The following is a 24109-nucleotide window of genomic DNA, read 5'->3' as shown; positions in this document are numbered from 1 at the left end:
TCATGAATCTGTTCTTTCAGAAAAGTCATGCTTTAATTTTCACTATTTATTTCTAGCAGGAGTTTTCTAAAAGACAGGAACTCCTGAACATATTTATTAAGGAGGTTATAAGATGCTGTATAAGAAGACAGAAAAGCTATCAATAATAAAGAGGGAGGGTGAGATAATGGGTATGTTTGTAAATCCGAATGCTGCAGCATTTCAGTGTGCAGTCAATTCAGAAGTATATATAGACAAAACGGGATTATTGGAATACACAAATAAAGTATTGGGCACAAATGCCAGGTTTATATGTAACAGTCGTCCGCGCAGATTCGGGAAATCTGTTACTGTAGATATGCTGACTGCATATTACAGTAAAGGATGCGACACTGAAAAAATGTTTTCAGGACTGGAAATCAGCAAATGTCCGGATTTTTACGAACATTTAAATAAATATGATGTCATTCATTTTGATGTACAATGGTGCTGTATATCAGCAGGTTCCAGTGAGAATTTAATTTCATATATCACGAATATCGTTGTTTCCGAATTAAGAGAGACTTATCCTGAAGTCAATCTGGTGGAAAACAGCACTATATATGGAGCAATGGCACGCATTAATACTGTATTAGGAAAACAGTTTATTGTAATCATTGATGAATGGGATGTTCTGATTCGTGATGAAGCCCATAATCAGGCAGCACAGGAAATGTATATTGACTTTCTCAGAAACATGTTTAAAGGAATTGAGGCATCAAAATATATCGCACTTGCATATCTGACCGGAATTTTACCGATAAAGAAATTAAAAACCCAGTCTGCCTTAAATAATTTCACCCAGTTTACAATGCTTAATGCCGGCCCATTGACACCATATATCGGTTTTAATGAAGACGAAGTAATCGATTTGTGTGAAAAATATGAGATAGATTTTGCAGAAGTGAGGCGGTGGTACGATGGTTACCGTCTTGGAGATTACCATGTATATAATCCCAATGCGTTAGTAAATCTGACAATCATGCGAACATTTCAAAGCTACTGGTCACAGACAGGAACCTATCTGTCAATCCTGCCACTGATCAACATGGATTTTGATGGTCTGCGGACATCCATTATAGAGATGCTGTCCGGTTCCTCTGTAGAAGTAAATGTCAATGAATTTCAGAATGATATGGTCAGCTTCGCAGACAAAGATGATGTATTGACTCTGCTGATCCACCTGGGTTACCTTGCCTACGACCAGAGAACCCAGAGAGCTTACATTCCCAATGAAGAAATCCGTCAGGAATTTCGTGCTGCCACCAAACGAAATAAATGGAACGAACTGATTGAATTCCAGCAGGAATCTGAGAAACTACTGGAAGCCACCTGGGAAATGGATGCAGAAACAGTTGCTGAACAGATAGAGAAAATCCATGCAGAATACACATCAGTGATTCAGTACAATAACGAGAATTCCCTGAGCAGCGTACTCAGCATTGCCTACTTAAGTGCAATAAAATACTATTTTAAGCCAATCCGGGAACTCCCGACAGGAAGAGGCTTCGCAGATTTCGTCTTCATCCCCAAACCACTGTACAGAGACTATTATCCTGCATTACTCGTCGAACTGAAATGGAACAAAGACGCAGAAACTGCTCTGAATCAGATAAAAGAACGAAAATATCCAGAGTCATTACAGCAGTATACAGGAGATATTTTGCTGGTGGGGATCAACTACGATAAAAAAGAAAAAGTACATCAGTGTGTAATCGAAAAATGGTTTCCACTGTGTATATAGAACGTAACTTCAAAAGAATCATATAAGTTATGAGAAAAGACATTCTACCCCAGTGGATGGAATGTCTTTTTTATATAATTTTTAGCTTGCATCTATGTAAAATTGATATCAGAAAATTCCCTCTTTTTATGTTGACATTACTAAAAGCAAGACTATAATGAAAACCGAAAAAAGAATCTGAAACGATTGGAAAGGGGAAGTTAATTATGAGTACAGTTTTGCCAAGAGAAGAAGCAGTAGAAACAATTTTTTCTAAAATTTTGGCTTCGCCGGAAGCATCCGGACGATTAAGCGGAGTTTTTTATGACCATATAGATGACGACCATCGTCTGACAGATAATGACAGAGATCATTTCCTGCAGGTATTGTTTCATGCGTACCAGAACGGTGATATCAGTGCACTGCTGTTGGAATTATGCGGCAGAAGTATGTTTGACCTGTTAAGGGAGGCTTATCTGATCCCGAAGAAATTCCACGGAAAAGCAGGAGAGAACCCGGTGCTCCTTACAGATGCAGCCGGAGAACTTCTTCCCGGGGAAAAGGTTTCAGCCAGAGAATATGCAAAATTCAAGGAAACATATGAACATCATGAATGTGCCCCCAGATCTGCACTGTATCTTGCAGATGGTTATGATCTTGTCCGTACCTATACAGAAGGTCTGAACATTACAGAAGAAAAAGATAACCGTAAACGTGGTGTCCTGGCTCTTTATGCACTTCCCGACACCTGTAAACTGGGTCTGACAGAAGCACAGGCATATGCCGTTGTATGGGATGCTTTCCAGAAGATTCAGGAAGAAGCCCCAAGAGCCATGGTATACTACGGACAGGAAACAGGTCTGAAGAAAGAGAATCCGGATAAACCCTATGATGAAATTGGAATTCTTCTTCCTATCCATGAATTTGAGAAAAAAATGCTGCAGCATTTAGACGAGATTGACGGAATCGTACTGGCATGCAGAGAGAAAATGATGGAGAAAGCAGGAAATGACAGTCTGCAGCTTTAACAAATCAAGCAAGTAGCAAAGCGGATGATTTTATCCGATTGACAATATAGAATGAGGAAGTGAGAAAAATGCCGCAGGAAGTGATTAAAAAGAACCATATGGATGTTGCCTGGCATGAGTATACAGATGAAAATGGGGAAAATGTACCAGTTGTAGATTCCAGCATCGCAGAGAAAGCATCCGTTATCGGACGTGTGGGGATTATGTTTCTCTCATGCGGTACCGGAGCATGGAGAGTGAGAAGTTCCATGAATACACTGGCAGAAGCACTTGGCATTACGTGTACGGCGGATATTGGTCTGATGTCCATTGAATATACATGTTATGACGGAGAAAATGGTTTTACCCAGTCGTTGTGCCTGACTAATACAGGCGTAAATACTTTGAAGTTAAATCGTCTGGAACACTTTATCCGAAACTTTGAAAAAGAAGGAAAACATATGTCAGGAGAACAGCTGCATACATTTCTTGACAATATTGAAAAAACACATGGTCTATATTCCCCGCCTGCACTGGGACTTGCTGCAGCGATCGCATGCTGCGGATTTACATTCCTTCTTGGGGGCGGTCCGATCGAGATGTTCTGTGCATTTGTCGGGGCAGGAATTGGAAATTATCTCCGCTGCAAACTGACCAAACACCATTTTACATTGTTCTTATGTATTGTGTCTTCTGTATCTCTGGCATGTTTTGCATATGCAGGTCTGCTCAAACTTGGAGAAATATTATTTGGTATTTCTGTTCAGCACGAAGCGGGATATATCTGTGCAATGCTCTTTATCATACCGGGATTTCCGTTTATTACCAGTGGTATTGACCTTGCAAAACTGGATATGCGTTCAGGAATAGAACGTCTGACTTATGCTTTGATCGTTATTCTGGTAGCTACTATGTCAGCATGGATCATGGCACTGATCCTGCATTTGAAACCTGTAGATTTTATAAAACTTTCACTGTCAACAGAGCAGTGGATCTTATTCAGGCTTCTTGCAAGTTTCTGCGGAGTGTTTGGATTCTCTATCATGTTTAACAGCCCGGTTCGTCTGGCAGTCGCAGCAGCCGGGATAGGAGCAGTTGCCAATACTCTGAGACTGGAACTGGTAGACCTTGCAAATATTCCTCCTGCTGCAGCCGCATTTATTGGTGCACTTACTGCGGGACTTCTGGCGTCTCTGCTGAAGAATAAAGTCGGATATCCAAGGATATCTGTAACAGTTCCCTCAATCGTTATCATGGTTCCGGGATTATATTTATACAGAGGATTTTATAATCTTGGTATTATGTCATTATCAGTAGCTGCATCCTGGTTTGCGTCTGCGATCCTTATCATTGCAGCGTTGCCATTAGGGCTAATCTTTGCACGTATTCTGACAGATAAAGCTTTCAGATACTGTACTTAACCGAATCAAAAATCAGGGAAATCCCCAACCACTGCTTAAATTGCAAAAAGCAATAAGCAGTGGTTGGGGATTTGTTCGTGCAAGTATCTACTCCAATAGGAAAATGTGAAAATTATATCAAACTAACAAACAATTTTATGCTTCCAAACAAATATTTAAACGAAAAAATTGTTCAGGTTTCTGTACAAAAGCTCTTGTCAATTTTTTGACAATGTGTTATCATTAAGGCGTCAATTTTGTTAGGAGAAAAGGAGTATTAAGATTATGAGCAGTAAAATTACTATCATTGGAGCCGGCAGTGTCGGATCTACCATCGCGTACACTTTATCAAGCCAGGATATCGCATCTGAAATTGTTCTGATCGATATCAACAAAAAGAAAGCAGAAGGTGAAGTTCTGGATATTATCCAGGGAACCTGCTTCAGAGATCCTATCTCTATCATTGCCGGAGACTACGAAGATGCTAGGGATTCTGACATCGTTATCATCACATCCGGTATTGCCCGTAAACCAGGACAGACAAGACTTGAACTTACACAGACAAATGTAAATATCCTCAAATCTATCACACCGGAGATCGTAAAGGCAGCTCCAAATGCCCTTTATCTGATCGTAAGCAATCCGGTTGATATCATGACTTATGTATTTACAAAGATTTCCGGACTTCCAGAAAACCAGATCCTTGGTTCCGGTACAATTCTTGACTCTGCACGTCTGCGCTGCGGATTATCCGAACATTTCCAGATTGCACAGAGTAATATCCATGCCTATGTATTCGGTGAGCATGGAGATACATCCTTTATTCCGTGGTCTGGTGCCTATATTTCAGGTGTAAGTGTGGATGAATATTACGACCTTGAGAAGAAACTCGGTAAGGATATTGAACCGATTGATAAAGAAGCAATGCTTCAGTATGTACAGAAATCTGGCGGTGAGATCATTTCCAAGAAAGGTGCAACTTTCTATGCAGTATCCTCTTCTGTATGCAAACTTTGCAGCCTTCTTGTATCTTCTTCAGAGTCTATCTCTACAGTATCTACTATGATGCATGGAGAGTACGGAATCGATGATGTATGCCTGAGTACATTAACTCTGGTAGGACCAAATGGTGTACAGGGCAAAGTTCCAATGAGAATGACAAAAGCTGAGATCGAACAGCTTAAGAAGAGTGCAGATGCACTGAAAGAAATTATTGCTCAGATTGACCTTAATTAATAATATATCAGACAAAACATTCAGAAGTACAGGTACAGCCTGTTCTTCTGAATCCATATTACTGTTTACTCCTTTTTAATTATTAGCCAAAATTCTGTACTGTAAGCGGAAACAGACGAATTTTGGCTTACATATATCAAAAGCAAAAAAATATATAAATAATATTTTTATTAATTTTTTGAAAGATACTATGATTGTGAGTAAATAGAAAAGCGGAAGATTTTATCTGCCTGAAAAAGATTAATTTAGATCAGAAGAATTGAGCAATGATGCGTGATAAAAAAATTATCAAAAACCTCTTGTTAAAATGTTGTCAATATGATATAATATTTTTCGGAAATCGAGCTGATACACTCCTTTAATTGCGGAGGAAGGGTGTGCGAACTCTTTTATTTTCTATGTCTCAACAAAGATATAAAAAGTAATTGTATTAGACTTGATTTATATTTTTGTCCATATATTGTTAAAAAAAAGACAAGGACTAGCGACTGTTATTTACGGGCGCTATATATCGGGGCAAATTGCTTTTGGACCCTGATATCATTATTTGAGCAACATGAATTTATCTGAACAACTAAGAAAGGATAATGTTAAGTATGAAGTACAGTTATTATCCGGGTTGTACCCTGAGAAACAAGGCGAAAGATCTGGACGAATATGCCAGAGCCAGCGCCAGAGCACTTGGGTTTGAACTGGAAGAGATCGAAGACTGGCAGTGCTGCGGAGGTGTTTATCCTCTGGGAACTGACGAAATTGCTACGAAGCTTTCTTCTGTACGTGCTCTTAATCAGGCCAAAGAAAAGGGCCAGGATCTGGTAACAATCTGCTCTGCCTGTCATCACGTGATCAAACGTGTCAATGATGATATGAAAAATGTGGAGGATATCCGCACCAGAGCAAATAATTACATGCAGCTTGATGAGCCTTATGAAGGCGAGACAACAGTGCTCCATTATCTGGAAGTACTTCGCGACAAAGTCGGTTTCGACAAGCTGAAAGAGAAGGTAGTAAACCCGCTTACAGGAAAGAAAATCGGAGCCTATTACGGATGTCTCTTATTACGTCCGGGCAAGATCATGGCTTTTGATGATCCGGAGAATCCGACAATCATGGAAGATTTCATCCGTGCACTTGGGGCAGAACCGGTAATCTATCCATACAGAAATGAATGCTGCGGCGGTTACATTTCTCTGAAAGAAAAAGATATGTCTCAGAACATGTGTCAGAAAATCGAAGACAGTGCGAGAGGCTTTGGCGCAGATATGCTGATCACAGCCTGTCCATTGTGTAAATATAATTTAAATAAAAACGCTTCCAGCGAACTGCCTGTATATTATTTCACAGAGCTCCTTGCAGAAGCCCTCGGAGTAAAAGAGGAGGTAGAGAAATGAGAAATGAACATTCAGCAGCAGAGAAGATCAAAGAAATCTCAGGAACAAATCCGCTGAAATGTATGAAATGTGGAAAATGTTCTGCTACCTGCCCATCTTTCAATGAAATGGATATCAAGCCACATCAGTTTGTATCCTATGTTGTAAACGAAGATATTGAAGCACTTGTCAATTCAAAATCTCTCTGGAAATGCCTTTCCTGCTTTGCCTGCGTGGAGCGTTGCCCAAGAGATGTAAAACCTGGAAAGCTCATTGATGCAGCAAGACAGTTAGTTGTCCGTGAAAAAGGCGGAGATTATCTGAAAGCAGATGAGATCCCGGAACTTCTTGATCCGGAACTGCCACAGCAGCTTCTGGTAAGTGCATTCAGAAGATACAGGAGGTAAGTCAGAGTGCAGAGAATTGGTGTATTTGTCTGTCATTGTGGAAGCAATATTGCCGCTACGGTAGATGTAAAAAAAGTTGTTGAATTAGCTGCCAAAGAGCCGGGTGTCGTTCATGCAGAAGACTACCAGTACATGTGCTCAGAAGCAGGCCAGGCTAAGATCCAGGAAGCCATCAGAGAGAAGAATCTGACAGGTGTTGTTGTCTGTTCCTGTTCTCCGCGTATGCATGAGGCAACTTTCAGAAAAGCAGCTGAAAGAGCCGGACTGAACCCATACATGGTGGAGATCGCAAATATCCGTGAGCACTGCTCCTGGATCCACAAGGATATGGAAGAGGCTACAAAGAAAGCCGTAATCCTTGCCAGAGCAGCAATCGCAAAAGTGAATTTAAATGATCCTCTTCAGCCAGGAGAGAGCCGTGTTACAAAGAGAGCCCTGATCATCGGCGGCGGTATTGCCGGAATCCAGACAGCCCTGGATATCGCAGATGCAGGATATGAAGTAGATATTGTAGAGAAAACTCCAAGTATCGGTGGAAGAATGTCACAGCTTGACAAAACATTCCCTACACTTGACTGTTCTGCATGTATCCTCACACCGAAGATGGTTGAGGCAGCAGCCCATGAGAAAATCAATATCTATACATACAGTGAAGTAGAACATGTCAGCGGTTTCGTAGGTGATTTCACCGTTGATATCAGAAAGAAAGCAAGAAGTGTAAATATGGACAAATGTACAGGCTGCGGTGTCTGTCAGGAAAAATGTCCGTCCAAGAAGATCCCGAACGAATTTAACAGAGGATTAAACAACAGAACTGCTATTTACACTCCGTTTGCACAGGCCATCCCAAATGTTCCGGTTATTGACCGTGAGAACTGTATCAAGTTTAAAACCGGAAAATGTGGTGTCTGCTCCAAAGTATGTCAGGCAGGAGCCATTGATTACGATCAGCAGGATGAACTCGTAACACAGAAATACGGTGCAATCGTAGTTGCTACAGGTTTTGATACCATCAAGCTTGACAAATATGATGAATATGCGTACAGCCAGAGTAAAGATGTTATCACATCCCTGGAACTGGAACGTATCATGAACGCAGCAGGTCCTACAAAAGGACACTTAGAGCGTCTTTCCGATGGAAAAGCTCCGAAGGAACTGGTATTCATCCAGTGTGTTGGAAGCAGATGTTCTGATGACAGAGGAAAGCCATACTGTTCCAAGATCTGCTGTATGTACACAGCAAAACATGCAATGCTGATCCGTGATAAATATCCGGATACAAATGTAACCGTATTCTATATTGATGTGCGTACACCTGGTAAGAACTTCGATGAGTTCTACAGAAGAGCCGTAGAACAGTACGGCGTAAACTACATCAAAGGCCAGGTAGGAAAAGTTATTCCACAGCCGGACGGAAGCCTTCTTGTACAGGGATCTGACCTGATCGACAACAAACAAATCCTTAAGAAAGCAGATATGGTCGTTCTTGCAACAGCCATTGAACCGAACCCGGATGTTCGTAAGATCGCTACTATGCTTACAGCAAGTATTGATACAAACAACTTCCTCACAGAAGCCCATGCAAAACTCCGTCCTGTAGAATCTCCTACAGCAGGTATCTTCCTTTCCGGTGTATGCCAGGGACCGAAAGATATTCCGGAGACAGTTGCACAGGCTGGCGCAGCAGCAGTTAAGGCAATCGGCCTTCTTGCCAAAGATAAACTGACAACCAACCCATGTACAGCAAAATCCGATGAACTGTTATGTAACGGATGTTCTACATGTGCAAATGTCTGCCCATATGGAGCAATTTCCTATGAGGATAAACAGGTAAATGACCACGGTATCCGTGAAACAAGAAGAGTAGCCGTTGTAAATACAGCACTTTGCCAGGGATGCGGCGCTTGTACAGTAGCCTGCCCGTCTGGTGCTATGGATCTGCAGGGCTTTTCCAACAGACAGATTATCGCGGAGGTAGATGCAATATGTCGATAGAAACAAACGAAGAATTCAGACCTAAGATTGTAGCATTCTGCTGTAACTGGTGTAGTTACGCAGGTGCAGACCTTGCAGGAAGCAGCCGTCTTTCTTACCCGGCTGACGTAAAGATCATCCGTGTTCCATGTTCCTGCCGTGTCAATCCAATGTTCATCCTCCGTGCTTTTGAGAAAGGTGCTGACGGTGTGATCATGTGTGGATGTCATCCTGGAGACTGTCATTACAGCACAGGTAACTACTATGCAAGAAGACGTATGACGCTTCTTTTCTCCATGCTTGACTACATCGGTGTGGAAAACGGAAGAACACGAGTAGAATGGGTTTCCGCTGCTGAAGGTGTGAAATTCTCCCAGACTATGAATGAGTTTGTAGAGAAGATCCATTCACTCGGTAAGAACGTAAGATTGGAGGATTTAAGATGCAGGAGCTGATAAATCGTGCAAAAGAACTGCTTGCTGACGGTACAGTTGCAAGAGTTCTGGGATGGAAAGCCGGAGATCTGCCTTACAATCCGGAACCGGCTTACTTTGAAACAGAAGAATCTCTGAAAGATTTTGTATATAACGGATTCTGCGGTGCAAACTTAAGCAAATATATGATCGAAGCTTCCAAACTGGAAGGCAAGACACTGGTTTGTTTAAAACCATGTGATACATACAGCTTTAATCAGCTGATCAAAGAGCATCGTGTAGACCGTGAGAAAGCTTATATCATTGGTGTTGGATGTAAAGGAAAACTGGATATCGAGAGAATCCGCAAACAGGGAATCAAAGGTATCGAAAGCATTTCCGGTGCAGAGATCACAGATGAGGCAGAAACACTGACTATTCAGACAATCTATGGTGAGAAGACCTGTGCATACAAAGATGCAATGCTTGAAAGATGTCACGTATGTAAAGGAAAAGAACATAAGATTTATGATGAACTTATCGGTGAGTCCAAAGACACAAAAGATGCAGATCGTTTTGCAGAAGTAGAGAAGATCGAAGCAATGAGCCCGGAAGAAAAATTTGCATTCTTCCAGAGCCAGTTAAGCAAATGTATCCGCTGCAATGCCTGCCGTAATGTCTGTCCTGCATGCAGCTGCCGTAAATGTGTATTCGACAGCAATAAGTTTGACAGTGCGCAGAAAGCAAACGTGGACTCTTTCGAAGAGAAGATGTTCCATATCATCCGTGCATTCCATGTGGCAGGAAGATGTACAGACTGCGGCGAATGCAGCAGAGTATGTCCTCAGGGAATTCCGCTTCACCTGTTCAATCGTAAATTTATCAAAGATATTGATACATTCTATGGTGAATATCAGGCAGGAGAGGATTCAACATCCAAGGGACCTCTTACAAACTTTACATTTGAAGATGTTGAGCCGAGTATCGTGGCAGAAAGGGGATAATGTATGTATAAGATAGCAGCAGAGAATCTGCAGGCATTATTCCAGAAGATTGCCGCAGATCAGGATTTATATTTACCGGTCAAAGTCAGTGATCAGGTAAACTTCAAAGCATGGAGCGAAGATGCAGAAGTTTGTCTTGATACTTTAAAAACTGTAAAATCACCAAAAGATGCTTTTTTTCCACAGAGTGAAAACCTCTACACCTGTAAGAAAGAGGAGAAGAATATCTCCATTGAGCCACAGGCATTACAGGAAAAGAACTTTGTTGTGTTCGGAATGAAAGCCTGCGATATCCAGGGTGTAAAAGTACTGGATAACGTATTCTTAAGTGATCCGATCGATACTTTCTATGCAGCCAGAAGAGATCATGGTACGATTGTAGCACTTGCATGCCATGAGCCGGAAGAAAGCTGTTTCTGTAAAGTATTCGGTATTGACTGCGCAGACCCTGTTGCAGATGTTGCAACATGGATGATCGAGGGAGAGCTTTACTGGAAACCTCTTACAGAGAAAGGGGAAGCCCTTACAAAAGCAGTTGCAGAACTTCTCAACGATGCTGACGAAGCAAAAGTAGAAGAAGAGAAAGCTGCGATCCGCGCAATCGTAGAGAAGCTTCCGTACTCTAATCTTTCTCTGGAAGGATGGGGACAGGAAGATTACATGGATCGTTTCAATTCTCCTGTATGGGAAGAACTTTATAAACCATGTCTGGCATGTGGTACCTGTACATTTGTATGCCCTACCTGCCAGTGCTATGACATCAAAGATTATGACACAGGACACGGCGTACAGCGTTACCGCTGCTGGGATTCCTGTATGTACTCTGACTTTACAATGATGGCACACGGAAATAACCGTAACAGCCAGATGCAGCGTTTTCGTCAGAGATTCATGCATAAACTTGTTTACTATCCGGTAAACAACAATGGAATGTTCTCATGTGTAGGATGCGGCCGCTGCGTTGAGAAATGCCCATCATCCTTAAATATCGTAAAAGTCATCAAAGCTTTTGAAAATCAGGGAGGTGAAAAATAATGAGCGAATGTACCTGCCATAAAAACTACACATTAGACACACTGATCCCGAAGGTTGGTGTGATCACAGATATCCGTCAGGAGACACCGGATGTTAAAACATTCCGTGTAAACGCTCCTGAAGGAGGAAAACTTTTTGAACATATGCCTGGCCAGTGTGCAATGGTCTGCGCACCAGGTGTAAGTGAAGGTATGTTTTCCATTACTTCTTCACCTACAAATAAAGAATATCAGGAATTCAGTATCAAGAAGTGCGGTGCACTGACCGATTATCTCCACAGCCTTCAGGTTGGAGATGAGATCACAGTCCGTGGACCATACGGAAATCATTTCCCTGTAGAAGATAAATTAAAAGGTAAAAACCTTCTGTTTATCGCAGGTGGTATCGGACTTGCACCTCTTCGTTCTGTTATCAACTATGTACTGGATAACCGTGCAGATTACGGAACAGTAGATATCCTCTATGGTTCCCGTTCCGCAGATGACCTGGTACAGTTAAAGGAAATCCAGGAAGTCTGGATGAAAGCAGAGGGAGTCAATGTTTATCTGACAATCGACCGCGAACAGGAAGGCTGGGACGGACACGTTGGATTCGTTCCTTCCTATTTAAAAGAGATCGGATTCGATACAAACAAAACAGCACTTGTATGCGGACCGCCTATCATGATCAAGTTCGTTCTTGCAGGACTGGAAGAACTGGGCTTCTCCAGAGAACAGGTTTACACAACTCTGGAGCTTCGTATGAAATGCGGTATCGGTAAATGCGGCCGTTGCAATATCGGTTCCAAATACGTCTGCAAAGACGGTCCGGTATTCAGATGCGACGAGATTGATGAATTACCTGCAGAATATTGATAAGCAATGAGCAGTGCAGAAAGTGATGTGAAGGAATGCGTCATGCTTGCATATAAGCATTCTTTCACAGAACATTCTGTAGGGCGAACGCCCTCAAGCGAGAAGTAGCGTAGCGGATTCGAGCTTGTATGTGCTGCTGACGACAGATGATATATATAGAAAGGACTGGTAATCTCAAATGGAAAAGAATATGGTAAACGTATATTTTTTCGGTAAGAAATACAGCGTACCTGCAGAACTTACAATTATGACTGCCATGGAATATGCCGGTTATACATTAAAGAGAGGATGCGGCTGCAGACACGGATTCTGCGGAGCCTGCGCAACAATCTACAGAATCAAAGGTGAAAACGAGCTGAAAACATGTCTTGCCTGTCAGACACAGGTACAGGAAGGAATGTATGTAGCAAGCATCCCGTTCTTCCCTACAGATAAGAGACTCTACAACATCGAAGACCTGAAACCGAATCAGCAGGTAATGATGGAACTCTATCCGGAAATCTACAGCTGTATCGGATGTAATGCCTGTACAAAAGCATGTACTCAGGACTTAAATGTAATGCAGTACATCGCATATGCACAGAGAGGCGAACTTGAAAAATGTGCAGAGGAATCCTTCGACTGCGTAAGCTGCGGATGCTGTTCTGTAAGATGTCCGGCCGGTATTTCCCATCCGATGGTAGGTCTTCTGGCAAGACGTCTCACAGGTAAATATATCGCGCCTAAGAGCGAACATCTGGAGAAACGTGTAGAAGAAATCCACGAAGGTAAATATGATGATCTGATTGAGCAGATCATGCAGAAACCAATCACAGACATGCAGGAACTTTACAACAACAGAGAAATTGAGAAATAGGGAGGGCGTAAAACATGTATGCACCATATCCAGAAAATATGATGGAATCCATCAAAAAGGTAGAGGCTACAAGAGCACAGCGTATGGCAACAGAGCCAAGACGTCTGACAGCTGAAGAGAAAGACGCTCTTCTTGAGAAATTCCATCCGGATTATAATCCAGACGCGTTTGCAGAAATCAAAGTAGGACCGAACAAAGGACAGAAAGCTCCTCTGGAACTGGCAGAGATGCTCCATTCAACAAGTCGTCTGATCAACGAAAAAATTGACCTTACAAAAATTGATTATGACGTAGATGTACTTGTGATCGGCGGTGGCGGTGCAGGTTCTTCCTGTGCCATTGAAGCACACAATGCAGGTGCAGACGTTATGATCGTTACAAAGCTTCGTATCGGTGATGCCAACACAATGATGGCAGAGGGCGGTATCCAGGCTGCAGACAAAGAGAATGATTCTCCTGTACAGCATTATCTGGACTGCTTCGGCGGCGGACATTTTGCAGCAAAACCGGAACTGGTAAAGAGACTGGTAATGGAAGCTCCGGATGCCATCAAATGGCTCAATGACCTTGGTGTTGAATTTGATAAAGCAGAAGACGGAACCATGGTTACCACACACGGCGGCGGTACTTCCAGAAAGAGAATGCATGCTGCAAAGGATTATTCCGGATCTGAGATCATGCGTACCATCAGAGACGAAGTGATCAACCTTGGTATTCCGGTAGTTGAATTTACTTCAGCTGTTGAACTTCTCAAGGATGAAAAAGGACAGGTTGCAGGTGCAGTTCTTCTTAACATGGAAACAGGAGATTATTCTGTTGCAAGAGCCAAAACTGTTGTAATCGCAACAGGTGGTGCAGGAAGAATGCATTATCAGGGATTCCCGACATCTAACCATTATGGCGCAACTGCAGACGGACTTGTACTTGGATATAGAGCTGGTGCTTCCCTTCTTTATCAGGATTCTATCCAGTACCATCCAACAGGAGCAATCTATCCATCACAGATCATGGGTGCTCTGGTAACTGAGAAAGTTCGTTCCGTTGGTGCACAGCTTGTAAATGCAAACGGAGAAGCTTATATTCATCCGCTTGAAACTCGTGACGTAAATGCTTCCGGTGTTATCCGTGAATGCGAAGAAGGCCGCGGCGTAGAAGTTCCAGGCGGACTGAAAGGTGTATGGCTTGACACACCGATGATCGAGATCCTCGGTGGCGAAGGAACCATCGAAAAGAGAATCCCGGCTATGTTCCGTATGTACATGAACTACGGCATTGATATGAGAAAAGTTCCTATCGTTATTTATCCGACACTTCACTACCAGAACGGTGGTCTTGAGATTAACGGAGACGGATTCACAAAAGAACTTCCGAACCTGTTAGTTGCAGGAGAAGCCGCAGGTGGAATCCACGGAAGAAACAGACTGATGGGTAACTCTCTTCTGGATGTTATCGTATTCGGAAGAAATGCAGGTAAAAAAGCAGCTGCAAAATGCAAGAATGTAGAGCTTGGTGAAATGAACCTGGATCATATCTACAAATATGCAGAAGAACTGGATAAAGCAGGCGTACATACTGATAAGGTATCTCCATTACTGCTTCCAAAATACGCTCGTCACGAACAGCGTTAATAAGATACTCAGAATGTAAAAAAGAGCTCCCGGTATCGATAAGGGATTACCGGTACCGGGAGCCTTTGATATAATGCAAAAGGGATATGTCACCTCCCGGTGAATATCCCCAAATGAAAGAAGGGAGCTTACCAGAATGCGTGAAGTAGAAGTAAGCAGACTTACAGATGTCATCGAAAAACTCTGTATCGAAGCAAATGAACATCTTCCGGAAGACGTAAAATGTGCGATCAAAACATGCCGCGCATGCGAAGACGGAGAGATTGCCAAGGGTGTCCTTGACAACATTATTGAGAATTTTGATATTGCAGATAATGAGAATGTGCCGATCTGCCAGGATACAGGAATGGCATGTGTATTCCTTGAAATCGGACAGGATGTACATTTTGTCGGGGGAAATCTGAACGATGCCATCAATGAAGGTGTACGTCGTGGATATGATAAGGGATATTTAAGAAAATCTGTAGTAAAGGATCCGGTTCGCCGCGGAAACACAGGCGACAATACACCGGCTATGATCTACACAGAAATCGTTCCCGGAGATCAGGTAAAGATCACAGTAGGCCCCAAAGGCTTCGGAAGTGAGAACATGAGCCAGATCCGTATGTTCAAACCATCTGCAGGATTACAGGGAATCAAGGATTTTATCCTTGAAGTAGTAGAGACCGCAGGTCCCAACCCATGTCCGCCAATGGTAGTCGGAGTTGGTATCGGAGGAACCTTTGACAAATGTGCACTTCTTGCAAAGAAAGCACTGATGAGACCTCTGGATACTCAGAACCCGGATCCGTTCTATGCTGATCTTGAGAAAGAAATGCTGGAAAAAGTAAACAAGCTTGGAATCGGACCTCAGGGATTTGGCGGAAAGACAACAGCCATCGGCCTGAATATCGAAACAATGCCGACTCATATTGCAGGTATGCCATGTGCAGTTAATATCAACTGCCATGTAACCCGCCATAAATCGGAGGTGATCTGAGATGGAAAGAAAGAAAATTACACTTCCACTTACTAGAGAGCTGGCAAGAACTCTCCATGCAGGTGATCAGGTATTATTAACAGGTACTATTTATACATCACGTGATGCAGGACACAAGAGAATGTGTGAGGCCCTTGCAAAAGGTGAGAAAATTCCATTTGATCCTACAGATGCAACCATCTACTATGTAGGACCAACTCCTGCAAAACCAGGCGCAGTCATCGGCTCCGCAGGCCCTACAACCAGCGGACGTATGGATGCCTATGCACCCACAATGATGTCTGTGGGAGCAAGAGGAATGATCGGTAAAGGTGCCCGCCTTCCGGAAGTAGTAGACGCCATGAAGAAATATGATGGTGTATACTTCGGAGCTATCGGCGGTGCAGGTGCGCTTCTTGCAAAATGCATCAAAAAGGCCGAACTGATCGCCTATGAAGATCTGGGAGCAGAAGCACTTCGTAAATTGTATGTAGAGGATATGCCTCTTGTAGTCATCATTGACTCAGAAGGTAATAATCTGTACGAGATGGGAAAAGCAGAATATCTCAAAGAACACGGAGATAAGTAATTCTGCAGATACATAAAAAAATAACTTCCATATGCTGTAGACATACAGTATATGGAAGTTGCTTTATATAGCCAAAATTATATATATATTGTATCCAATATATAAAAATCATATATACAATAATATGAATTATATCTTTTACATTTGACCTATAAACGTATAACATGATAATCAGGGTCAAAAAGGGACCCGCCAAACATGAGAAAGCAGCGATTTACGCAGTAAAGCAGCGGATTTCGAATGTTTGAAAATAAACGGTAAAAGAATAAAGGCAGTTATCCGTACAGGAGATAACTGCAAATAAACTTGAACGGGGAAAATCATGAAAGATCATAATCAACACGAAATACAAATGTCGGAAGCCTTTTTAAACAGTGCATTCCTGGCACTGTCAGGAGGTTTTCAGGATGCTTACACCTATAATGCAAGAAACGAAGTATTCTGTAATGCACAGACAGGAAACGTCGTTCTTATGAGCCAGCACTTTATGGCAGGAGAACTGACAGCAGGACTGGGATACTTCTTTCCTATTATTTTCTTTGCACTGGGCGTATGGGTTGCGGAGAAAATACAGGCAAATTATAAATATGCGCAGAAGCTCCACTGGAGACAGGGTGTTCTGCTGGCAGAAATCCTGATCTTATTTACAGTAGGTTTCCTGCCAACCGAATACAATATGCTGGCAAATGCCATGGCATCTTTCGCCTGTGCAATGCAGGTACAGTCCTTCCGCAAGGTAAACGGATATTCCTATGCAAGTACTATGTGTATCGGTAATTTGCGCAGTGGTACAGCTGCGTTGTCAGTTTATTTTCGTGAAAAAAAATCAAAACAGCTAAAACAGGCGATGTATTATTTTGGAATCATCCTTATGTTTGCCTTGGGTGCCGGCATTGGTGGAAATCTGTCCATACGCTATGGAATCAGAATGATCTGGGTTTCCTGTGGATTCCTTATGATCAGCTTTCTGTTGATGTTTATAGAAAAATATAAGCATTTCCATGAGGAACATGAAACTAAATAATGCAGCCATTTCCAGAAAGGTCATTGAGAAGAAGATAATATTCTTTTCAATGATCTTTTTTGTTTTGATATTGCTATTAAATTAACAACCCTGTTAAAGAAATTGCTTTTCATTTATATACATTTATGAATACTATACATCTATAACAAATTGTTATAAATTAATTTCAGAAAATTTCAAAAATGATATTGTGCAAAACAACTATATAATGTATAATATCAACAGCACATATGTTGAAAATAACTAAAGCTGCGTGGGAATCGATATATCGGTACTATATTAAAACCGATGTATCAAAATTACTATTTAAGGAGGGAACCGAATGTTAGACCAGTCTTATTACAGAAAAGCGGATGAGATCATCGAGCACTACGGACGTACAGCAGCATCGCTGATTCCGATCATGCAGGATATTCAGGCGGAATATCGTTACCTGCCGGGAGAATTGCTGACTTATGTAGCGAAAGAAATCGGAGTAAAAGAAGCCAAGGCCTACAGTGTAGCCACATTCTATGAGAATTTTTCTTTTGAGCCGAAAGGGAAATATGTCATTAAAGTGTGTGACGGAACAGCCTGTCATGTGAGAAAATCCATGCCTGTAAAAGAGGCTTTGATGAAGGAACTTGGACTGAGCAACAAGAAACACACTACAGATGACATGCTTTTTACCGTAGAAACAGTATCCTGTCTGGGTGCATGTGGACTTGCCCCCACACTGACTGTCAATGATGAAGTACATCCGAAGATGACTCCTGAGAAAGCTGTAGAACTTTTGAATAAACTGAGAGGAGAGTGCGTATGAGTATTAAGAGTAAAGAAGACCTGTTAAATAAGCAGGCTGAAGTAAATGAGCAGATTAAATCTTATACCTGCCGCGTTCTTGTCTGTTCAGGTACCGGATGTATCGCATCCGGAGCGCAGAAGATTTATGAAGAGATGTCAGTACTCTGTGAGAGAATTGATGGAGTAACAGTTGAAATGCAGAAGGATGTGCCTCATGTAGGCGTGATCAAGACAGGGTGCCAGGGATTATGTGAACTTGGACCTCTGATGAGAATTGAGCCATATGATTATCAGTATGTTCACGTACAGCCGGAAGACTGTAAGGAAATTGTGGAGAGAACTATATTGGAAGGGAAACCTGTAGAGAGACTGTTTTATCGCGATAATAATACAGTCTGTCCACATCCTGATGATATTCCTTTCTTAAATCAACAGACACGTATCGTTCTTGAAAACTGTGGAAAAATCGATGCGGAATCTATCGAAGAGTATATTGCTGTGGGAGGCTATCAGGCACTTGCAAAAGTGATGGGAAGCATGTCCCCGCAGGAAGTTATTGATGAAGTAACTAAATCCGGGCTTCGCGGTCGTGGCGGTGCAGGATTCCCAGCAGGCAAGAAATGGTCTCAGGTTGCACGCCAGGCAGAGAAAACCCGCTATGTTGTATGTAATGGTGATGAGGGTGATCCCGGTGCATTTATGGATGGTTCCGTCATGGAAGGTGATCCATATAAGATGATCGAAGGTATGACTATTGCAGCCTACGCAGTCGGTGCGGAGAATGGATATATTTATGTTCGTGCAGAGTATCCTCTTTCTGTAAAGAGACTTAGGATGGCGATTGAACAGGCAGAAAAATATGGCCTGTTAGGTGATAATATTTTAAATTCCGGTGTAAACTTCCATTTACATATCAACAGAGGTGCCGGAGCTTTCGTATGTGGAGAAGGTTCGGCACTTACCGCATCTATCGAGGGTAACAGAGGTATGCCTCGTGTAAAACCGCCCCGTACAGTAGAGAAAGGTCTGTGGGGTAAGCCTACAGTTCTTAATAATGTAGAAACCTATGCTAATGTACCGAAGATTATTCTTCAGGGAGCAGACTGGTTCCGCACCATCGGTACAGAGGGAAGCCCCGGAACTAAAACCTTCTCACTGACCGGTTCTATCGAGAATACCGGTCTGATAGAGGTTCCTATGGGAACCACACTCCGCCACATTATCTATGATATCGGTGGTGGCTTAAAGAGTGGCGCCGCATTTAAAGGTGTCCAGATCGGCGGTCCGTCCGGCGGATGTCTGATCCTTGACCAGCTGGATGCACCTCTTGATTTTGATTCTGTCAAAAAATTAGATGCGATTATGGGATCCGGTGGTCTGGTAGTTATGGACGAGAATACCTGTATGGTTGAGGTTGCCAGATTCTTTATGAACTTCACCCAGCGTGAGAGCTGCGGTAAATGTGTACCGTGCCGTGAGGGTACCAAACGTATGCTGGAGATCCTGGAGAGGATCGTAGATGGCAAGGGTGAGATGTCCGATCTGGACGAGCTGGAAGAGCTTGCAAATATGGTTCAGAACATGGCTCTGTGCGGACTTGGCAAGAGTGCACCTCTTCCTGTTATCAGTACTCTCAAACGCTTCCGCGATGAATATGAGGAACATATCCGCGATAAGAAATGCCGTGCAAAAGTATGTACTGCTCTTCGTCAGTTCCACATCAACCCTGAGTTCTGTATTGGCTGCGGTAAATGCGCAAAGAACTGTCCGGCAGGTGCGATCTCAGGTAAGATTAAACATCCATATCACATTGATAACGACATCTGTATCAAATGCGGTGCATGTAAGGACAACTGTAACTTTGATGCAGTATATGTGGAAGCATAGAAGGGAGGATACACTATGGGCCATATGATAATTGACGGTAGAAAGGTAGAATTTACCGATGAAAAAAATGTCCTGTCTGTCATCCGCAAGGCAGGGATCAATATTCCGACACTGTGCTACCACTCAGAGGTATCCACTTTTGGTGCCTGTCGTTTATGTACAGTTGAAGACGAGAGGGGAAAAACATTTGCCTCATGTTCTGAACAGCCAAGAGATGGAATGGTGATTTATACCAATTCCGGAAGAGTCAAGAAATACAGAAAACTAATTGTAGAATTATTGCTTGCAGCACATTGTCGTGACTGTACAACCTGTGTTAAGAGTGGTGAGTGTGTCCTTCAGGAACTGGCACACAGGCTGGGCGTACAGACAATCCGTTTCAAAAATACCAGGGAATATCATGAGTTGGATACAAGTTCTCCTTCTCTGGTTCGTGATCCAAACAAATGTATTCTGTGTGGTAACTGCGTACGTGCCTGCGAAGAACTTCAGGGAATCGGAGCTTTAGGATTTGCATTCCGGGGAACTGAGGCCATGGTAATGCCTGCATTTAACAAAAAAATCGCAGAGACAGAATGTGTAAACTGCGGTCAGTGTCGTGTATATTGCCCAACAGGTGCTATTGCGATCAAGACACATATGGACGAGGCATGGGAAGCACTTGCTGATCCGAATATACGTGTAGTTGCTCAGATTGCTCCTGCAGTACGTGTCGCAGTAGGTGATCATTATGGACTGACCAAAGGCAAGAGTGTTATGGGTAAGATTGTCAATGCTCTCCACAGAATGGGATTCGATGAAGTTTATGATACTTCATTCAGTGCTGACCTTACTATTATGGAAGAGAGTGCCGAGTTCCTTGACAGAATTAAGAAGGGTGAGAAACTTCCGCTTCTTACTTCCTGCTGTCCTGCATGGGTGAAGTTTATCACAGACCAGTACAAGGAGTATATTCCTAATCTTTCTACCTGCCGTTCTCCACAGGGAATGCTCTCAGCAGTAATCAAAGAGTACTTCCGCGATCCGGAACATGCCGGCGGCAAGAAAACAGTTATGATTTCTATTATGCCATGTACAGCCAAGAAGGCAGAAGCAGTTCGTCCGAACAGCTTCACAGACGGTGAACAGGATACAGATATCGTTATTACAACTACAGAGCTGCTCCGCATGATCGATAACTTTGGGCTTGACTTTGCAACTCTTGATCCGGAAGCCTGTGATATGCCGTTTGGCTTCGGCTCCGGTGGTGGTGTTATCTTCGGTGTTACAGGAGGTGTTACAGAAGCAGTTCTCCGCCGCCTGACTCCGGATCACAGCAAAGAAACCATGCATGAGATCGCAGAATGCGGTGTTCGTGGAGATGAGGGAATCAAGGAATTTACAGTTCCTTATGAAGGAATGAACCTTAATATCTGTGTTGCCAGCGGCCTTGCAAATGCAAGAACCGTTATGGAACAGGTTAAGAATGGTGAGAAAGAATATCATCTGATCGAGATCATGGCATGCCGCCGCGGATGTATCATGGGTGGCGGACAGCCGACAAGATCCGGCGACAGAACCAAAGCTCTGAGAGCTAAGGGCCTGTATAATGCAGATAATACAACTATCATTAAGAAATCCGATGAAAACCCGTTAGTTCTGGAACTTTACAACGGACTTCTGAAAGGCAAAGAGCATCATCTGCTTCACAATGATTCCTATTAAGGAACATCTGTGATACCTGACAGTAACAATATGTCCAAATGATAAATAGAATATTTTAAAGCTTCCTTGCATATTTTATAACAATACATGAAGGTTATGTGTAAATATGCAAGGGGGCTATTTTTATGGAAAATTTTCAGGTGTATCGTGATATCCAGGCCCGTACAGGGGGAGATATATACATAGGGGTCGTAGGACCTGTCCGCACAGGAAAATCTACATTTATCCGCAGATTCATGGAACTTGTTGCATTGCCGCAGATGTCAGATACAAAGCAGGCAGAGATCAGAGATCAGCTTCCTTTAAGCGGATCAGGCAAAATCATTACCACAGCAGAAACAAAATTTATTCCCAAAGAAGCAGTTCCCATCACTCTCGGAGAAGATCAGCAGGTAAAGATCCGCCTGATCGACAGTGTGGGTTTTCTGGTAAAGGGTGCATCCGGGCAGACGGAGGACGGGAAAGAACGAATGGTAAAAACTCCCTGGTTTGAGCAGGCAATCCCATTTCGCGAGGCCGCACGCATCGGAACACAGAAAGTAATTCAGGAGCATTCCACAATAGGTATTGTGGTCACAACTGACGGAAGTTTCGGTGAACTTCCCAGAGACAATTTTCCGGAGGCAGAAGAGAAGACTATTCAGGAACTGAAAAAACAGCAGAAACCATTTATCGTGCTGGTAAATTCGCAGATGCCATATAAAGATGCGGCTCTGAAAACAGCGGAAGAAATCCAACAGAAATATAAGGTAACTGCTCTGACAGTAAACTGTGACCAATTGAGAAAAGAAGATATTGCCAGGATTCTGGAGAAGGTTTTATATGAATTTCCTGTCAGTCAGATTCAGTTTTTTATTCCGCGCTGGGTAGAAATGCTTCCCCTGGAGCATGAATTAAAACAGCAGATCCTTTCACAGATCAGGGATAAAATGAAAAGTATGCAGCATATACGTGATATCACAAAGGAATCTGTAAAATTATCCGGACCTTATGTACAGGATTCCCTTCTGGAAGATGTAGGCTTATCCGATGGAACAGTAAAGGTAAGAATACGCATAAAGGAAGAATATTATTACAGGATGCTCAGTCAGATGAGTGGAATCGAAATGGAGAGTGAATATGAACTGATCCATACAATGCAGGAACTGGTACATATGAAAGAGGAATATGTAAAAGTGCAGGCTGCACTGGAAGCAGTGCGTGGAACCGGTTATGGTGTGGTTGTCCCGAATCTGGATGAGATTGAGATTGCACAGCCTGAAGTGATCCGACAGGGAAATAAATATGGAGTAAAGATAAAATCAAAAAGTCCGTCTATCCATATGATAAAGGCAAATATAGAAACTGAAATTGCTCCCATAGTAGGAACAGAACAGCAGGCAAAGGATCTGATCCAGTATATTGACGAAGGCAGCCAGAGGGGGGAGAGTATCTGGGAGACTAATATTTTCGGTAAATCCATTGAGCAGCTGGTACAGGATGGCATCCGAAGCAAGATTGCAGCTATCAGCGAAGAAAGCCAGGTAAAGCTTCAGGATACCATGCAGAAAATTGTCAATGACAGTAAGGGCGGGCTGGTGTGTATCATCATATAGCTGCCGTATAATATGATGCCTTTAAATTTTGCTTTTAGCCGAACTGTGAAACAGTTATTCAGTTACACGCAACGGAGAGTTCAGGTTACTGCATCAATTACCGGTTCGTCAGTTTTTTTACTGTCAGTACTTTTTTCCCCTTCAATAACGACTTTATTAGGGAGGCATACGATGGTGCCTCCTTTTTCGTCGATTGCCTTCTGTTTCATACACAGATGATCGGGGCATTGTGCAGAGATCATACGTGCCTGACCGTCTTTGATCTCACAGACATTTGTATCGTTGATTTTAATCGTCTGATCCTTTTCCAGAGAATAAGTTCCATATTCTTTTCCGTCTACAGTAATACGGATGGAACCATGACTGCCCTTATTTATAAGAGACATTCCTCCCCACATCGCAAGTGCAAGAATAAGGATACCACCTATAAAAATAAATTCTTTTTTCTTCAAAATATTGTACTCCATCTTTCTATAATAGCAGTAAGGTTTGTGTTACTGTTCACTGATAATATCCTGCAAAGCGTATTACTGAGAACGGAGTGAACAATAACAGGTTTGTTTTGTCTGCATCATAACATGAATAAAAAAGAATAGCAACCTTCAGATGTTTGTGGTATGGTTATAATAATAAAATGTACTCTC

The 24109-nt window shown here is 42.5% G+C and carries 21 protein-coding genes; 20 read left to right on the top strand and 1 reads right to left on the bottom strand.

All coding sequences use genetic code 11. From position 1 onward, the window contains the following. The first annotated feature begins 166 nt into the window (after positions 1-166). From LJE12_RS02550 to spoIVA, 20 genes are all read left to right on the top strand, one after another. Positions 167-1762 (top strand): AAA family ATPase, encoded by a 1596-nt coding sequence (locus tag LJE12_RS02550; RefSeq protein WP_055058030.1) that lies wholly within the window; start codon positions 167-169, stop codon positions 1760-1762. A gap of 206 nt (positions 1763-1968) precedes the next feature. Continuing rightward, positions 1969-2769, top strand: a complete 801-nt coding sequence (locus LJE12_RS02545; RefSeq protein ID WP_008703013.1) for a DUF4866 domain-containing protein — start codon at positions 1969-1971, stop codon at positions 2767-2769. A gap of 68 nt (positions 2770-2837) precedes the next feature. Then, a complete protein-coding gene (locus LJE12_RS02540) occupies positions 2838-4169 on the top strand; it encodes a threonine/serine ThrE exporter family protein (RefSeq protein WP_055058017.1) in 1332 nt (443 codons plus the stop codon). A gap of 264 nt (positions 4170-4433) precedes the next feature. Further along, positions 4434-5384, top strand: coding sequence for an L-lactate dehydrogenase (locus tag LJE12_RS02535; RefSeq protein WP_008703016.1), 951 nt, complete (start codon positions 4434-4436; stop codon positions 5382-5384). 596 nt (positions 5385-5980) lie between these two features. Beyond that, complete coding sequence (locus LJE12_RS02530; protein ID WP_227226441.1) at positions 5981-6775, top strand: CoB--CoM heterodisulfide reductase iron-sulfur subunit B family protein; 795 nt, start codon at positions 5981-5983, stop codon at positions 6773-6775. Then, positions 6772-7161, top strand: coding sequence for a 4Fe-4S dicluster domain-containing protein (locus tag LJE12_RS02525; protein ID WP_019161507.1), 390 nt, complete (start codon positions 6772-6774; stop codon positions 7159-7161). Before LJE12_RS02530 ends, LJE12_RS02525 begins: the two co-directional genes overlap by 4 nt. 6 nt (positions 7162-7167) lie before the next feature. Next, complete coding sequence (locus LJE12_RS02520; RefSeq protein WP_227226443.1) at positions 7168-9156, top strand: 4Fe-4S binding protein; 1989 nt, start codon at positions 7168-7170, stop codon at positions 9154-9156. Further along, positions 9147-9590: a hydrogenase iron-sulfur subunit gene (locus LJE12_RS02515; protein WP_008703025.1), complete on the top strand. Its 444-nt coding sequence runs from the start codon at positions 9147-9149 to the stop codon at positions 9588-9590. The genes LJE12_RS02520 and LJE12_RS02515 overlap by 10 nt, the downstream gene beginning before the upstream one ends. After that, positions 9578-10552, top strand: a complete 975-nt coding sequence (locus tag LJE12_RS02510) for a 4Fe-4S dicluster domain-containing protein (protein ID WP_022380682.1) — start codon at positions 9578-9580, stop codon at positions 10550-10552. Before LJE12_RS02515 ends, LJE12_RS02510 begins: the two co-directional genes overlap by 13 nt. Before the next feature lie 3 nt (positions 10553-10555). Then, on the top strand, positions 10556-11587 hold the full coding sequence (locus LJE12_RS02505) for a 4Fe-4S dicluster domain-containing protein (RefSeq protein WP_008703028.1): 1032 nt from the start codon (positions 10556-10558) through the stop codon (positions 11585-11587). Further along, the gene (locus tag LJE12_RS02500; protein ID WP_022380684.1) at positions 11587-12441 is read left to right on the top strand and encodes an FAD/NAD(P)-binding protein; all 855 of its coding nucleotides are present in this window, start codon (positions 11587-11589) and stop codon (positions 12439-12441) included. Before LJE12_RS02505 ends, LJE12_RS02500 begins: the two co-directional genes overlap by 1 nt. A gap of 178 nt (positions 12442-12619) precedes the next feature. Then, complete coding sequence (locus tag LJE12_RS02495; RefSeq protein WP_008703029.1) at positions 12620-13297, top strand: 2Fe-2S iron-sulfur cluster-binding protein; 678 nt, start codon at positions 12620-12622, stop codon at positions 13295-13297. A gap of 14 nt (positions 13298-13311) precedes the next feature. Further along, a complete protein-coding gene (locus LJE12_RS02490; protein ID WP_161233911.1) occupies positions 13312-14925 on the top strand; it encodes an FAD-dependent oxidoreductase in 1614 nt (537 codons plus the stop codon). A gap of 136 nt (positions 14926-15061) precedes the next feature. Further along, a complete protein-coding gene (locus tag LJE12_RS02485; protein ID WP_025576997.1) occupies positions 15062-15904 on the top strand; it encodes a fumarate hydratase in 843 nt (280 codons plus the stop codon). Position 15905: 1 nt separating this feature from the next. Further along, on the top strand, positions 15906-16472 hold the full coding sequence (locus tag LJE12_RS02480; RefSeq protein WP_022380686.1) for a Fe-S-containing hydro-lyase: 567 nt from the start codon (positions 15906-15908) through the stop codon (positions 16470-16472). A gap of 322 nt (positions 16473-16794) precedes the next feature. Next, positions 16795-17496 (top strand): YoaK family protein, encoded by a 702-nt coding sequence (locus LJE12_RS02475; RefSeq protein WP_008703033.1) that lies wholly within the window; start codon positions 16795-16797, stop codon positions 17494-17496. Positions 17497-17818: 322 nt separating this feature from the next. After that, positions 17819-18298 carry a complex I 24 kDa subunit family protein gene (locus LJE12_RS02470; protein WP_008703034.1) on the top strand — a complete coding sequence of 160 codons (480 nt, stop codon included), beginning with the start codon at positions 17819-17821 and terminating at the stop codon, positions 18296-18298. Next, positions 18295-20166 carry an NADH-quinone oxidoreductase subunit NuoF gene (locus LJE12_RS02465; RefSeq protein ID WP_022380689.1) on the top strand — a complete coding sequence of 624 codons (1872 nt, stop codon included), beginning with the start codon at positions 18295-18297 and terminating at the stop codon, positions 20164-20166. Before LJE12_RS02470 ends, LJE12_RS02465 begins: the two co-directional genes overlap by 4 nt. A gap of 15 nt (positions 20167-20181) precedes the next feature. Continuing rightward, entirely contained in the window at positions 20182-21870 is a 1689-nt protein-coding gene (locus LJE12_RS02460) for a [FeFe] hydrogenase, group A (RefSeq protein ID WP_008703039.1), read from the top strand. A gap of 125 nt (positions 21871-21995) precedes the next feature. Next, positions 21996-23465: a stage IV sporulation protein A gene (gene spoIVA, locus LJE12_RS02455; RefSeq protein ID WP_008703041.1), complete on the top strand. Its 1470-nt coding sequence runs from the start codon at positions 21996-21998 to the stop codon at positions 23463-23465. An 80-nt stretch (positions 23466-23545) separates the two neighbouring features. Here the strand turns inward: spoIVA and LJE12_RS02450 are convergent, their stop codons facing one another. Continuing rightward, entirely contained in the window at positions 23546-23917 is a 372-nt protein-coding gene (locus LJE12_RS02450; RefSeq protein WP_008703043.1) for a NusG domain II-containing protein, read from the bottom strand. Between the last annotated feature and the right edge of the window lie 192 nt (positions 23918-24109).

This window comes from Blautia sp. DFI.6.71, assembly GCF_020593585.1.
GTDB lineage: Bacteria > Bacillota > Clostridia > Lachnospirales > Lachnospiraceae > Blautia_A > Blautia_A wexlerae.
This window is presented reverse-complemented; position numbering and strand designations above follow the sequence as displayed.